Annotated in this window: 11 protein-coding genes and 3 pseudogenes; 3 read left to right on the top strand and 11 right to left on the bottom strand. The window is 58.6% G+C overall.

What is annotated here, in order from left to right:
- The coding region (locus NKH63_RS30655) for a transposase domain-containing protein (RefSeq protein ID WP_352920352.1) at positions 1 to 197 on the top strand (197 nt) is incomplete at its 5' end.
- Between the two features lie 146 nt (positions 198 to 343).
- On the opposite strand, the pseudogene NKH63_RS31420 reads toward NKH63_RS30655, so the two are convergent.
- Positions 344 to 524, bottom strand: a pseudogene (locus NKH63_RS31420) (IS21 family transposase); the annotation flags it as partial.
- 83 nt (positions 525 to 607) lie between these two features.
- Complete coding sequence (ectB, locus tag NKH63_RS30650; protein ID WP_352920349.1) at positions 608 to 1918, bottom strand: diaminobutyrate--2-oxoglutarate transaminase; 1311 nt, start codon at positions 1916 to 1918, stop codon at positions 608 to 610.
- Positions 1919 to 2205: 287 nt separating this feature from the next.
- On the opposite strand from ectB, the pseudogene NKH63_RS30645 reads away from it, so the two are divergent.
- Positions 2206 to 2523: pseudogene (locus NKH63_RS30645) on the top strand (IS110 family transposase); the annotation flags it as partial.
- Positions 2524 to 2713: 190 nt separating this feature from the next.
- Here the strand turns inward: NKH63_RS30645 and NKH63_RS30640 are convergent.
- Complete coding sequence (locus NKH63_RS30640; RefSeq protein WP_352920347.1) at positions 2714 to 3553, bottom strand: LuxR family transcriptional regulator; 840 nt, start codon at positions 3551 to 3553, stop codon at positions 2714 to 2716.
- 514 nt (positions 3554 to 4067) lie between these two features.
- Between NKH63_RS30640 and NKH63_RS30635 the strand changes: the two genes are divergently transcribed.
- Positions 4068 to 4334 (top strand): hypothetical protein, encoded by a 267-nt coding sequence (locus NKH63_RS30635; RefSeq protein WP_352920345.1) that lies wholly within the window; start codon positions 4068 to 4070, stop codon positions 4332 to 4334.
- A gap of 9 nt (positions 4335 to 4343) precedes the next feature.
- Here the strand turns inward: NKH63_RS30635 and NKH63_RS30630 are convergent, their stop codons facing one another.
- From NKH63_RS30630 to NKH63_RS30595, 8 genes and pseudogenes are all read right to left on the bottom strand, one after another.
- Positions 4344 to 4622, bottom strand: coding sequence for a hypothetical protein (locus NKH63_RS30630; protein WP_352920342.1), 279 nt, complete (start codon positions 4620 to 4622; stop codon positions 4344 to 4346).
- Positions 4623 to 4738: 116 nt separating this feature from the next.
- A pseudogene (locus tag NKH63_RS30625) lies at positions 4739 to 5006 on the bottom strand (ISAs1 family transposase); the annotation flags it as partial.
- A 545-nt stretch (positions 5007 to 5551) separates the two neighbouring features.
- A complete protein-coding gene (locus NKH63_RS30620) occupies positions 5552 to 7666 on the bottom strand; it encodes a prolyl oligopeptidase family serine peptidase (protein ID WP_352920338.1) in 2115 nt (704 codons plus the stop codon).
- A 195-nt stretch (positions 7667 to 7861) separates the two neighbouring features.
- A complete protein-coding gene (locus NKH63_RS30615; RefSeq protein WP_352920335.1) occupies positions 7862 to 8863 on the bottom strand; it encodes an ABC transporter ATP-binding protein in 1002 nt (333 codons plus the stop codon).
- Positions 8856 to 9863 (bottom strand): ABC transporter ATP-binding protein, encoded by a 1008-nt coding sequence (locus tag NKH63_RS30610; RefSeq protein ID WP_352920332.1) that lies wholly within the window; start codon positions 9861 to 9863, stop codon positions 8856 to 8858. The genes NKH63_RS30615 and NKH63_RS30610 overlap by 8 nt, the downstream gene beginning before the upstream one ends.
- Positions 9860 to 10792: an ABC transporter permease gene (locus tag NKH63_RS30605; protein WP_352920329.1), complete on the bottom strand. Its 933-nt coding sequence runs from the start codon at positions 10790 to 10792 to the stop codon at positions 9860 to 9862. The genes NKH63_RS30610 and NKH63_RS30605 overlap by 4 nt, the downstream gene beginning before the upstream one ends.
- Positions 10792 to 11790 carry an ABC transporter permease gene (locus tag NKH63_RS30600; protein ID WP_352920326.1) on the bottom strand — a complete coding sequence of 333 codons (999 nt, stop codon included), beginning with the start codon at positions 11788 to 11790 and terminating at the stop codon, positions 10792 to 10794. Before NKH63_RS30600 ends, NKH63_RS30605 begins: the two co-directional genes overlap by 1 nt.
- Position 11791: 1 nt before the next feature.
- Positions 11792 to 13459: an ABC transporter substrate-binding protein gene (locus tag NKH63_RS30595; RefSeq protein WP_352920323.1), complete on the bottom strand. Its 1668-nt coding sequence runs from the start codon at positions 13457 to 13459 to the stop codon at positions 11792 to 11794.
- Between the last annotated feature and the right edge of the window lie 1012 nt (positions 13460 to 14471).

Here is a 14471-nt window from a genome sequence, read left to right as displayed (position 1 = left end):
GCGGCGCCGACCGCGCCGCCGTTATGCTTACCCTCATCACCACGGCACGCCTCAACGACGTCCACCCAAAAGCCTGGCTCGCCGATGTCCTGGCCCGCATTGCCGATCTTCCCGCCTCGCGTCTGCACGAACTACTGCCTTGGGAATGGAAGCGCCTGCGCGAAGCCGACAAGGCCGCCGATCAGCAGGCCGCCTGACCTTCACGCATCGGATCATAGAGCCCGCCGCGCCCCGCGCGTGTCCCAATCATGCCGCCTCCGTCGTATGCATGCCTTCGGGGCGGCGGTCCCACCGAAGAAGTGGAAGGCGTCGCCGATCATGGCATGCCACTGGGCGGTCGGCAGATGTCCGGCGATAGCGACAGGGCCGTTCGTTCGAACTCCTCGAACAGCTCCCGGCGTTGCCGAGTATTTTAGATTCTCCAGCAACACCGAGATTGCGGCGTTGAGATCGCCGAAAGCGAAGAAGCGCCGCTTGCGCAGCCGGGCCAAGACCCAACGCACGACGATCAGGACCGCGCCGTCCCGGCCGTTTCGGAAAAACGCCGACGCCATAGTGGGATGCCATCATGCCGATCTGACGACGATATCTTGCGCGTTCACCATCCTCACGGCGGGCTTGTCTCCATGCTGTCCTGCACCGCGCCAATGCTGTCGCGAACAATGGACAGACCACGGCGCAGATCAGCCTCGGCAATGGTAAGAGCAGTAAGGAACTTCAGCACTTCATTATGGCCGCCACAGGTTTCAATTACCAAGCCGCGACGAAGTGCTTCCCGTGAGATGTGGACCGGCAATGAGTGGTGCTTTTGAGATACGAGGCCGTACATTAACCCGCGGCCCCGTACACTCAGCTCAAGGCTAGGGAAATCCTTTGCGATTGACTTGAGTTCCTCAGCCAGGATCGCAGACTTGCGAGCGATTTCCTCCTCAAATTTGGAGTCGGCCCAATAGGTCTCAAGAGCAGCGCGAGCAGTAACGAAAGCAAGGTTGTTGCCTCTGAACGTACCGCTGTGCGCGCCAGGCGACCAAACATCCAGTTCAGGCTTCAGAAGAACGAGGGACATCGGCGTTCCGATCGCCGACAAGGACTTCGACAGGGTGACGATGTCCGGTACGATCTCAGCCGCTTCAAAACTGAAAAACTTGCCCGTGCGACCAACACCGGCCTGAATGTCATCGAGGATCATCAAGATCGCGCGTCGCGAGGTTAAATCACGGAGTCGCTGCAGCCATTCAAACCTGGCAGGATTGATGCCCCCTTCACCCTGGACTGCTTCCAAAATCACCGCGGCAGGTTTGTCGAGACCGCTGCTCGGATCGTTGAGCAGCTTCTCAAAGTAGTCGAGCGTGTCCACTGAAGGGCCGAGATAACCATCGTAGGGCAAAAATGTCACGTTCCCGAGCGGGTAGCCGCCGGCCCTGCGGTACTTTTTGTTTCCGGTCGCTGCCAACGATCCAGCGCTGACGCCGTGAAACGAATTCGCAAAGGCGACGATGTTTGACCTAGCTGTGACGATGCGAGCCAGCTTCAGCGCCGCTTCCACCGCGTTTGTACCCGTCGGACCAGTGAAATGTAGTTTATAGTTGAGCTCACGCGGCTTCAAAATATATCGCTCAAACGCCTCGATAAACTCCTTCTTGGCCCTGGTAGCGAGGTCGAGCCCGTGCACGATTCCGTCGCGCTCAATGTAGGCTAGCAAGGGTTGCTTGAAGGTCGGGTTATTATGCCCGTAATTGAGGGCGCCTGCCCCCGCGAAGAAGTCGAGGTATTCACGACCGTCTGCATCTATGAGGGCAGTGCCAACGGCGCGATCGAATAGAATAGGAAAGGAACGGACGTAGCCACGCACCTCGGACTCAAGGCGCTCGAAAATCGCGATACTCCCATGGTTAGAAGGCAAGAACTTCTTGTTCAAAGTGGAAATCTCCTTGTTCTTGGGCCGGACTCTTTCGGATGCACAGTCGGCGGCCATGTGAGCGACAGACCGAGAGTGATCGCTTCGCGGATGTGACAAGCGTCAGATAGAAGGCGACCAAGTGGCAACTATCTGCTGCACTCAACACACGTAGGACCATGATCTCCTAGAACGCGGTTTTGTTGAGTTAAACATCTAATAATTGATGTGACAGTCTTGTTTCCTGCGCGCCGCGCGTGGCATCTGGGCCAATGCGGACAAAGGAAAAGGATTACCGGAATCCGGCAATGGTCTGCGGGAACATCAGCAGCACACCTGAAGCCGGTCTCGCCAAGCAGGTCTTTCAGGTTCATGGCATCGACGCCGGCGGCGCAGTTGTCATCGGCCGGAAGCTACGCCGCGACGATGTTGCTGGGTTCTTCGAGGCGTTGCTCTCCTGCCTGACCGGCATTGAGGCCTGCGCGACGGGACACCACTGGGCACGCGTTCTGATGGGGCTAGGTCATCAGGTCCAGCTGATGCCGGCGTCCTATGTCAAGCCATACGTGAAGCGGCAGAAGAATGATGCAACAGATGCGAAGGCGATCTGCGAGGCGGTGACGCGGCGCCCCCGCGCCAATGGCGCTGCGGGCTGCAGCTTGATGGCTATCGGTCGGAGCGAACTCGCTCGGATAGGCGGCGGTGAAGGCCAGACGGATGCGCGAGACGCGCCTCACCCCTTCATGACCGAACGCTCAGCGATAAGTGAACCAAGCTGGTTCATCGCCCCGGCGCCGAGTGTGGCGCGATCGCCCACTACAATGCGATGAGTCCCAAGCTTATTGCCTTCACTGCCGCGAGTGTTCTGCTGGCGGCATCCAATTTTCTCATGACGTTTTTGATATGGAAGTTCACAGTGTTTGCGGATATCCCAAGAATCATCCCGGTTTCCCAGGACGATTTCCCTCTCGCAGCCCACAAGATACATTCCTTTTCTCTGGAGGACAGACTATTGCCTGTCCACCTTGCCTTCGGTCGACCAAGTTCTGTTATCTTCAGATGAAAATGTAACGCGGAACACTGCAGGTACGCGACCGTTTTATTCTGACATTCACAGTCCTGGGGTTGAGCAAAACTGAGGATCGCAAAATTAGCATCAGGGCCATGCAGCGGAACGCTAACAGCCGACCTTAATCCGAAGGTGGCGGCCTCGTCGAGAACTTTGCGCTCCTTTTCGGACGTGCTTGCGTCATTGTACACTTCACTCCATCGAAAGGCGCCTTCCCGCTTTCGACTGATTTTTACGACGGGATCTATCCTGTCATAGCCCATTTCAGCATACCGTTCCTGCCATTCTTGAGGGAAATTCAGGAAGGACACATGATCGCGCGAAACTGCCCCCAGAGATTCTTGGTCGGGCGTGAGAGGACTATAGGCGATCCAACGGTAGCCAAAATTTGAAACAAAACCAGCCAACAAATAGAACAACTGTTCCGATTCTACCAGATCATCAGCCTGGTCGACAAAGCGGTCGAACTCAACTGCTACCGCCTCCCTTGAAGCATGCGGGAAATGCTCCGGCGGTTCAAAGGGAAACTGGCCTGAAGGTCTGGTTGTGGGCTTTCCGGTCGAAATACCGTATCCATCTGCTGGCATCCAGTGGTCCTCCTGCGAGCGTTCCTTAGTCTCTCCACTGGAGCTGTTTGCGCTTGGCATTGCCCCGCTGCATACAATCTGATGGCAAACCATCGGCCTGGGCGCCCTCAGGCACCTTTATCCCGCACCCTTAATCGATAGTTGATGCAGGAGTACTCGATAGTTGATACACCGAAAATCGTAGCATATTCGGAGAAACGTAGATTTAAGTTTTTATATTTTTTTGTTTAAGAAACGGCTCTACAATACAAAGTTTGTGTGATGGTCCACTCTTGGATCGCGTGAAAATTAACATTCAAATCTCAGAACAGGGTAACGGCGTAAACCGAACGGGGTGGCATCGATGGAAGGGGGGCAAAAAAACCGCAATTTGCCCGATCAGAGATCAGAGTGCATGGAGTGACTCTTCGACCGCCCGACTATGCGGACGCCAGCACTCTTGGTCCGGGTTTTCTGTCGCGGAGCCGACTGCAAGCTCCTTTTTGCTTATCGAAGGTCCTGCAGGGGGAATCGGGTGAGTAGAAATTCACGAGATGAGGCTGACGAGGAATTGCTCGTTCCATCCAGCCTTCAATCGTTTGTTGGTCATGGAAAGCTTGGCGCGGTGGCGGCGCAACAGATTGTGAGCGATGTGTCTGATGGTGGTGAAATTGGCCGGAGCATGGTCTGTTCGCACCCGGCATTCATCGTCGCGGAAGACGCAATCCATCAGCCAATGCAGGCTTTCCGCCCCCCAATGGCTGCGCACGACGTGACGGAGTTTGTCGGCCGTGTCGGCTGACGAGGTGATCTAGAAGCGCGTTTCCCGTTCGACCTTGGCGCCGCTCTCGCGCTCGCTGTCGACCATCACCACCGCCTTCAGTCCGGGCCAGTTCTGGCGCACCTGGAGCCAGGCGATGTCATGGAAGACGGTGGTGCGGCGGGTTTCGATGCGGCCGTGATCGCCATCGATGGTCTTGCTCTCGCTGACCGTGCTGTTTTTGAAAGCGTTGGCTTTTTGCTCCCTGGCGAAGAGTTCGACATCATCTTGAAGGGTGCCCTGGTGCGTGTTTCGGTAATTCCCGGACACCCCTTTTCGTTAAATCCAGAAACTGTCCGCTATTATTTGTCTCGGTCGAGGGGTGCACTCCACCACTGTCCGGGAATTAGCGGAACCCCTGTCCGGCTTTTGCGAAATGCGCACTGGTTACCCTTCAGGGCCAGCACATAGTCGGCATGTTTGTCGATGATCTTTTGGGCGATCTCGCGCTGGCAGCCATCGCGTCGATGGTGATGATGGCCCCTTCAATGGCCAGCATGTCGAGAAGCTTGGGGATGGCGACGATCTCGTTGGCCTCTCCGCCACCTTGACCTGCCCGAGCACCAGGCGCTGACGGGCGGCAGACGCCGAGACCATGTGGATGGGCTTCAGCCCGCCCTTCTTGCCGGATCGCCGGCTGGTCTTGCCGTCGATGAGACGCCGTGCCACAATCGACAGCGGATCACAGGACCTCACGCACGATCGCCAGCTTCTGCTCGGCCGTCCAGGAGCGGCGCGTCCGCTGTCGCCCGCACCCGGCGGCAGCGGCAGACCCGCGGACGTGCCGGCATCAACCGTCGAGGGCTGCTCCATAGCCAGATACTTCATTCGACAAGTGTCCACTTAATCTAAGCGGACACTAACGTGTCAAGGTACGCGTCAGTAGGCGGCCTTCGTCGTATGCATACCGCTCTCTAGCGGTGTCAACAGGAAAGTCCGAGCTCGTACACATGTGCTCGCAATGACAAGCCAGGCACCGGATGGATTTGTGGATCGCTTTCTAGGTTGGCCCAGGCCAGCGTCGGGATTCGCACGCTCAATGCTGCGTCCTAATGGCCGGCCGGGCCTCTCGACTTTTTGATGTTTCGAGCGCCAGTATCCTCAAGGCGGGATGGAGGGTCGCAAGAGAGCCTGCATAATCAATGGCGACACGGAATCCGCTTCTGACCACAGTCGTCAGAACTTGCGTACCTCTCCGCTCAGCCGCTCGATCGTCGGAGTTGGTCGAGCACCCAGGCCATCTTAAATGCTGCTGCCTCGGCTACGCCGGGCCCGTGTGACGCGCCGCCGTGGCCACCCACCATCCACATGCGGAAGACAAGCTCAGGGTCGCGATCGGCGGCGCAGAAACGACGCTGCGCCACGTAGCGAGCAGGCTGGTAATAAAGTGCCTGACCGTCGTCGAGGGCTGCATCGACATATGTCGGTGGACGTGCGCGATCCGCGCTTAGGTTGTAGTAGGGATCGTAGCTGCGCAGGTACCGATAGTCATCGGTGATGCGGGGGTCTCCGTACTCCGCCGTTTCATGCAGCGCGTACGGCATCGTGAAGTCCAGCTCGGTATCCAGGATGTCGGCGAGCGGAACCTCGGCGAGCACCCCGCGGAACAAGTCGGGCCGCAAAAGGGCAGCGGCAAGTACGGTACCGCCGCCAGCGCTCGCTCCCTCAATGACGATGCCGTTGCGGGTAGCGAATCCCTGCTCAACGAGCCCCTCGGCAGCGGCAATCAGATCTGTGTGGGTGATACGTTTTCGATCGCGGATGGCCGCCTCGTGCCATGGACGTCCGAGCTCGGCGCCCCCTCGTACGTGCACGATGCCGAAAGCAACTCCGCGATCCAGCAGGCTCAAACGCTTGGTCATGGATGAGGGCCAAGGGAAAAACGAGGGCCATCTCGATTTTCCGTAGCATCCGTACGCATTCAACAACACCGGCCCAGGGCTCTTTCGATTGCGGCGCGCGATCAACGAGATCGGGACCTGCACCCCGTCCCCCGCTTCCGCCATGACGACCGTCGCTACGTATTGAGCCGCGTCATACCCGGGAACGCGGGCCTGGTACAGTACTGCCGAGCGGTCATCGGCGAGATCATGCTCGATGAAGGTGTCGGGCGTCACGAATGAGCTAACCGAGTAAACCAACTTCGAGCTTCGGAACGGATGTCGCGCGACCGAATAGCTACCCCCTGCCGACAAGCCGACTTTAAGAGTGCAACTCGGCTCGTCGGGAATGATCGTGGCCGCAATCTGCCCGCTGCCGAGACGCGAGACCAGGCGAGGACGCAGGCTTTCTCGCTCCAGAATGACCAGGTGCTGTTCGAGCACGTGGACCTCCTCGAGCGTCACGCCCGCTCGATGCGGAACGACCTCCTCCCAGGACGACGGTGACGGGTCATCTATCGGCGCACGAACGAGCCGCCAGTACGGTCCAGCGTCGTCCACTCGAAACAGGAACCTGTCGGCCCAATGCTCGGCGTAGATCTCGTGACCGAGTTCTCGACTCACGATCCGACGCCATTGGCCCCCCGGCTCGTCGGCAGAAAGGCACCACACCTCTGCTGCGCCATGCTGAACGCTGAAGTAACAGGTCGTAACTACGTCTAGGAACAACCAAGCGCCGCTATCAGAGCGCCGAACCACCACCGCTAGTCGCTCGTCGGTCTCCTCGAACACCACCTCGGTGTTGCCTAGCTTGACATCCAATCGGACAATCTGATCGTGGTGCCGCCGGTCAGTCCGTTCCCGTGTGAAAAAAAGCGTCTGATTGTCGCCGGCCCAGACGACCCGCCCGGCGCGACCCGAGTCGCGCCAGACGTCACGACCTCTGGCCATTTCCCGCACTCTCAACTCGTAGCGCTCGTCACCGATGAGATCAAAGCTAAACGCCACGTAACGCCCATCATCGCTCGGCTCGAAGACACCGAGTGAATAGAAGACCTCGGCTCCGGGAATTGCATTGGGATCGAGAACAAGCTCGGCTGAGCCTCCGGTCACCGGCCGACGCCACCACGCCGGATGAGGCAGCCCCGGCTCGTGTCTCTGAAAGTACTCGAAAGGCCCAACTTGGAACGGTGGCGGGGCGCCCCCGCAAAGTTGACGCGCCTCGATCTCGGCGACGAGCTCCGCCTTGAGCTCTGCCAGGTGAGCTGTCGCCTGCTCAGCGTAGCTGTTCTCGGCTTCCAGATACGCGCGAACATCGGGATTCTTCCGATCGCGAAGCCAACGGTACCGATCTATCGTGACGTCGTCGTGGAGGACCCGAATACGCGGCTCGGCACGAGGGAGCGGTGGTTGCAGGCACTTGTCACCCATCATATCGCGCCCACGTCAATACAAACGCAATTTGCTGCGGCAGTGCGCGAACAACATTGTTGGTGCATCAATATTCCTCCTAGATAATGGCGTGAATCGCCTGCAGAGCGATGACGCATTGCCATCTTTTTCCACCCAACGATGGCCGCTCGGCGTTCCGGCGCGCATCACCGCCGTTGCAACAAACCGTCAATTTTTTCAATCCACCAGCCAGCAGGCGGCCACATGTTGCGCCCCGACTCCGACGGCCAGCGGCTCCTCTGATTTGCAGCGGTCAAAAGCTAGTGGACAGCGTGGATGGAAGCGACAGCCCTTCGGCACGCGCGCGGCGCTTGGAACCTCGCCTTGCAGGGCCGGCAATTCGGCGCGACCTGCATTGCCGCCAATCTGCGGGGTAGCGTTACGCAGTGCGACGGTATACGGATGGCGGGGATTGAATGTGATCTCGTCGGCGCTGCCGATCTCGACCAATTTCCCAAGATATAAGACGGCAATCCTGTCGGCGATCAACCAGGCAAGGGGCAAGTCGTGTGTGATGAACAGCAGCGACATGTTTTGCTTGTCGCGCAGGTCCACCAGGACCTGGAGAATCTGTGCGCGTATCGAGACATCGAGCATTGAAACAGGTTCGTCCGCAACGATGAGCTCCGGCCTCACGGCCAGCGCTCCGGCAATCACAACTCGCTGGCGCTGCCCTCCAGATAGTTCGTGGGGGAAGCGAGAGAAGAAATCATTGGGAGGATTGAGCCCGGCTGCCGCAAGAGCTTCGCTGACCCGCTCTGTCAGTTGAGCATGGTTGTCGATCAACTTCAGTGAGCGCAAAGGCTCCGCGACGATATCGAACACGGTGTGCCGCGGATTGAGCGCCTGATACGCGTCTTGGAAGATCATCTGCACGCGGTGACGGTAAGGACGCAGGGCCGTGGCGCCTTGAACGGACGTCATGTCGCGGCCTTCGAACAGCAACTTGCCGCCAGTTGGCTGGGCAAGTTTGGTGATGGCGCGGCCCACTGTGGTTTTGCCGCTTCCTGATTCCCCGACCAGGGCGACGATCTCGCCGCGCCCGACGTCGAGGTCGATCCCGTCCACTGCGCGCACGGCGCCGGCAGGTCGGCCCAGGACACGGTCGAACAGCCCGCCCTGGACAGGAAAATGGATCTGCAGGCTCTCGAGACGCAGGATATCGGGGGTGTCAGGCATGAGCTGCGACCTTGGCTTCTTGCGAGGACCGGTAAAGGTGACAGGCGACGCGTCCCCGCCCGACCTGATCGAGACCGGGGACTTCGGTCGCGCAAATCCCCATGGCCGACGGGCAACGTGGATGGAAGGCGCAGCCCGAGGGTCGATTCACCAGGTTGGGGGGATCACCGGGTATTGGCCGAATGATCCGTTTGCCGCTGGCTGGGTTGGGGATCGATTCGATCAGCAGGCGGGTGTAGGGATGTTTAGGCTGGGCGAAGATCTCGGCGACAGTGCCATCCTCGACGATCCGCCCCGCGTACATGATCATCACGCGATCACAACACTCAGCCACCACAGAAAGGTCGTGGGTGATCAAAATGAGGGCAAGGCTAAGCTTCGATCGCAACTCCCCTAGCAGCTTCAGGATCTGAGCCTGTGTTATGACGTCCAGCGCCGTGGTGGGCTCATCGCCGATGCCGATCGAGGGGTGACATGCGAGCGCCATCGCAATCATCACCCTTTGACGCATGCCGCCCGACAACTCGTGCGGATAGGCGGAACCGCGGTCAGTCGGAATGCCGACGAGCTCAAGGAGCTCCGTTGCCCGCGCGGTCGCCCCCCTACGCGACATGCCGAGCTTCAGCATGCATGGCTCGGCAATCTGCTTGATGATGCGGTGTACCGGGTTGAGCGCATTCATCGCGCCCTGGAAGACTACGGACGTTTCGCTCCAGCGATGTGGCCGCATAGCCGCATCATCGTCGATCGGCAGTCGTTTACCGCGATAACGCACCTCGCCGCTGCTGACCCGCGCGTTGGGCGACAGCAGGCCCGCGATCGCCATTGCAGTGGTGGTCTTCCCACTGCCCGATTCTCCGACGAGGCCAACCGCCTCTCCGGCCCGGAGCGCGAAGCTCACCCTGTCGATAGCACGCGATGAAACGCCCTTGAGCCCATAGTCGACAGAGAGCCCGTTGACTTCCAGCAGCGGAGCCTTGTCCTGGGAGGAGTTTATCATGGGATAACCCTCCGCCGCGGATTGAAGGTGTCGTCGAGGGCATTGCCAATCAGAACGAAGCTGAGCGACACCGCGAGCGCGCACAGACCGGGGGCGCCAAGATACCACCAGGCTCCAGCGCTCGCGGCGCCGGCGCGCTGGGCAAGCGAAAGCAAAGTGCCCCACGAAGGCTGCAACGGATCGCCGAGCCCGAGGAACGAGAGGGATGTCTCGACATAGATTGCGCCGGCGACGACCAGAGCACCGTTGGCTGCGATCTGCGGCACGAGATTGGGGAGGATGTGACGCACCATAATGCTGAAGTTGCTGCTACCCACAACGCGCGCACGATCAATGAATGTTCGCTCCTTAAGCGACAGTGTTTGGCTGCGTACGACACGGGCAACGAACGACCAGCTAGTCATTCCGATAACGATAATGATCACGAAAAGAGAAGGACGGAAGCCGAGGATGTCGCCGCCCCGCCCCATGACCTCGAGAACCACGGGTGTCATGACCAGCGCCAGCACGAAGGACGGCATGACGAAAAAGAAATCCGTCAAGCGCATCAGCCAGACGTCAACCCTGCCACCGTAGTAGCCAGCGGTCATACCGATTGTAGTCCCGACGACGAGGCTGATCACAGTCGCCAGCAACGCAATCGTAAGCGAGATCCGGGCACCATGGACGACCAGATTGAGCACGTCGCGCCCAACTTCGTCTGTGCCGAGCAGATGCACGCCAGATGGGGGTACCAGGAAATCGCCGCTCGCATTGATAGCAGTTTGGAGAGGCCCCATCAGAATATTGGGTACCGCTGCCACAGCAAGGAAGAATACCAGACACAGCAGACCAAGCTGGGCGCCACCATGACCAAGAAGCTGCCCTAGGAAGGCCTTGATCGCTCGCGCCCGAACTCGCCGGGAATATTGAATTAGACTTTTGTTCATCACCGGACTCTCGGATCAAGAAGGCCGTAGGCAAGGTCGGCGACGAGGTTGGCGACAACGATCGATGCACCCAGCAATAAAAATATGCCTTGAAGGACAGGGTAGTCCCGCGCGTTGAGCGCCTCGACCGTCAGACCGCCGATTCCTGGCCAGGCGAAGACGGCTTCGACTGTGATGGCGCCTGCTACCACGTAGCCCAAATTGAGCGTAATCAAGGTTATGACCGGTAGCATTGCATTACGAAATGCATGACGCATCAGCATCTGACTATTTGTCAGTCCCTTGGCGCGAGCGGTCACCATGTAGTCCTCCGTGACAACCTCGCTCATCGCAGCGCGCGCGACCACAACGTATTGGCCAATCAGACCAAGAGCTACCGCTGTGACCGGAAGCGCGAGATGAAGCAAGTAATCGAGCAACCAGTCAACGGAACCGCTGGTGCCGCCTGGTGAATATGCTCCATAGCCCGGAAACCAGCCCAATCCCGTACTGAAGATGACCACCAGTATCATGCCGAGCCAGAATGAAGGCGTGGAATAGAGCGCCAGAGAAACTCCGGTGGCGATATGGTCGACGGCTCCTCCTCTGCGCCACCCCGCATATAGGCCAAGCATTACCCCGCATACGACGGCGATAAATTGAGCTAGGCCGACAAGCGCGATGGTGGCCGGCAACCGCTCCAGAATCAGGTCGGCGACATGCCTGCCCCTGAACTTGAAGCTGTAGCCCAGATCGCCGTGGAGAGTTGCCGATAAGTAATCGACCACCTGGTCCGGAAATAACGGCCTGTCCAGGCCCCAGCGCTGACGCTGCGCATCGATTTGCCCGGGGGCTACCGAGACGCGCGCCCCCTCCAACAACATGTTGGCCGGATCGCCCGGAATTACCCTGAACAAAATGAAATTCAGGCACGCCACCATTAGAAGCGTCACAATCGCTCGGCTGAGGACGCGAATGATGTGCCGGCTCGTCAGCCCTCTCTGTACGTCGGCGGCCACTTCAGATAGGCCTCAAACGATCGAACGGAAAGTAGCCATTCTGCGACACCATGTCCTCAGTGCCCCAGCCTACGAAACAATCCTTGCGACGAGCCTCAAGAACAAGAGGATAAGAGAGCACTATGTAAGGAGCATCGGAGTATATTAGTCGCACCGCCTCGTCCACCAACGCTTTGCTTTTCTTAAAATCAACCGTGACCTCCACTTGAGCTAAGAGGTCATCGAACTTCTCATTGGTCCAATAGGCCCTATTCGTATTGTAACTAGTTTTTCCCAAGTTGAGTATGCCCGGAGCGCTTGAAGAGGGCCAAGTAGAGCTAACAAGCAAATCCCAACTACCACCGCCCTTCTCCGGCACTGCCGTACGGGCGCTGAGCGCCCCGGAGTCGAGCTGCGTCACCGATACGGGAACCCCAATTTGTCCCAACCAGCCAGCGATAAGCTGCACAGTCGCGATCGGTATCTCCATGGTACCAGAGGGGGCTCCGGTAATCAGCTCCAGTTGAAACGCTTTTCCCTCCTTGTCCTCCCGGAGGCCAGCGCCGTTTGTATCCCTGTAGCCAGCAGCATCGAGACGGCGGGCGGCCTCGACAAGATCGAATGGGCGGCGAATGTCACGTAGGTCCGAAAAGTAATCGGCCGCCACTGGCATGGCCAGCCCAACCCCAGAATCTGCGTGACCGCGATAGGCTCGATCTACAATGGTCTTCTGATCGATCGCGCAGCCGATTGCATCTCGAAACGCGGGATCCAGTATGGCCTTGGTGCTGCCTGCGCCGACTCCCGAGGCCATGTTGAAAGCCAAATAATCTAGTTGCTCAACTCGCGATTGACCGACGACAATGTCGGGATTGGTTGAAAGGTCAGCCCATTGCGCAGGTGTCAAGCCGCTGCCATGGTCGAGGCTGCCGCTCTTCAGACCTTGGGCGATTGGGTCGGACGTACTGAACTCCTGCAAGATCATCCCAGCGGTCGCTGGCCGTCCCGTGCGAAAATGTGCGTTAGGTGAGAACCGAACGAATTGGCCCTGCTGAAACTCTGAAAGGACCATGGGCCCTGTTCCCACCAGCGGCGGATCGTTGCGGAAGGTACTGCGCGCATCGGCGTAGCTTACGTCCTTCCAGATGTGCTCGGGGACCATCATTATGTAATTGTCGATGGGCCAGCGTGTGGGGGCCTTGGTCAGGATTTGCAAAGTCTTGTCATCGAGGGCCGTGATAGACTCGACGTCTTCCAAGCCGTCAGTGCTGTTCCAGCCGGCGTTCAATTCGTCGGGATTCCCGATGGACCCGCGAATATAATTGTAGGTGAATGCGGCGTCTCTGGCCGTGGCAGGCTCGCCATCTGACCACTTCATGCCGGGCCAGATCTTAAAAGTCCAAGTCAAATTATCGTCGGAGACGGACCATGATTTGGCAAATCCTTTTCGATCATCATGTCGCTGGGCATCCATGAAGACCAAGCAGTCATAAGTAAAGATCAGTGGCCACCAATTGCTCCAGGAAGCGAACGGATTCATGGTATCGGCGGCGCTCTTTACTCCAATGCGCACGATGTGATCTGCGCACGATGATGAGGCGAACGCCCGTGAGCAGACGCTCCAAGGGGCTGCCGCCCCTAGCAACATTGCTTTCAGGACCGAGCGGCGATTAGGCGACCAATAGTTCATCCTGCATTCCTCCCACTCGCTTCCCCTGACCGGACGATTCAGGTGCTTATAACGTACGGTGCCAACGGGACCGGATTGCGCGAAAATCCCCCCTCGACTCGCAGGAATACTGCGTTTTTTATGCGTTTTCTCGGGCTCCCGGCAGTAAGGAGGCGTATATCGAATGTGTGAGCATGAGTTCGCCGCTCATGGTGGCGAGTAGCGTGCCCACTCCGGTGTGACATCGCCTATATTATCGATTTATCGATCACGGCAATGAGATCGCAGTTAACCGCGGCTTTGGAGGGGTCCTTACGTTGTTCCTTTGGTTTGAAGTGCGCTCTCGCCCAACGCGAGTGATGACGCCTAATGGATGAGGGAAAAAAGTGGGGATCTTCGGTTCACCTCACTGAGCGCCTGGTCCTCAGGGCGTAACCAGAAACGGTCGAGGTCTATTCGCCGCTGGCCACGCTCGCCCAAGCACGAAACGCTAGCTTAGTTATAGCGGCTGGCAAAAATTGATAGAGACCACCGCTCGCGTCACGAGGCGCCACCGAAGAGTCGCGACAGCGCCTCACATGGCTTGGGGTCGCGGTCGAGTAGCTCAGCCATTCAGATCTTGGATCACGAATGCACTGCAAGCGCTCCATGCAGCGTCCTGAACGCTGTGCCCTGCCGGTGGGGAGGACACCGGCAGGACGCGCCGCGCAACGTCCGAGGTGACGTGAGGACCGAAGCGGCGGCAACCTTGGGGTAGCGAATATCCTTTCACTGAGATTTCATTCAAAACACTTCATGGCGAACGCCACTGTCGACCGCCGTCGGCCACGATGGCTTGGAGTAAGCCGCAGGTTCGAACCAACAGCGCGGCATCTAAAAAGCGCGCCGTCCCAAACGAACGACGTGGCCGGTGGCCTGCTTGACCCGAGTGTTCGCTTCCATCAGCGGGGGTGCCGTAGCGGATGGTGTTGGAATTCGGCGGAGCAGCCTCCGGTAGGTTGAGCTTATCGGTTCAAGCGGCGAGGTCAATCTG

Source organism: Mesorhizobium sp. M0960, from assembly GCF_040319055.1.
Lineage (GTDB): Bacteria > Pseudomonadota > Alphaproteobacteria > Rhizobiales > Rhizobiaceae > Mesorhizobium.
Note: the sequence above shows the minus strand (reverse complement) of the source record. Positions and strands in the feature narration are given on the sequence as shown.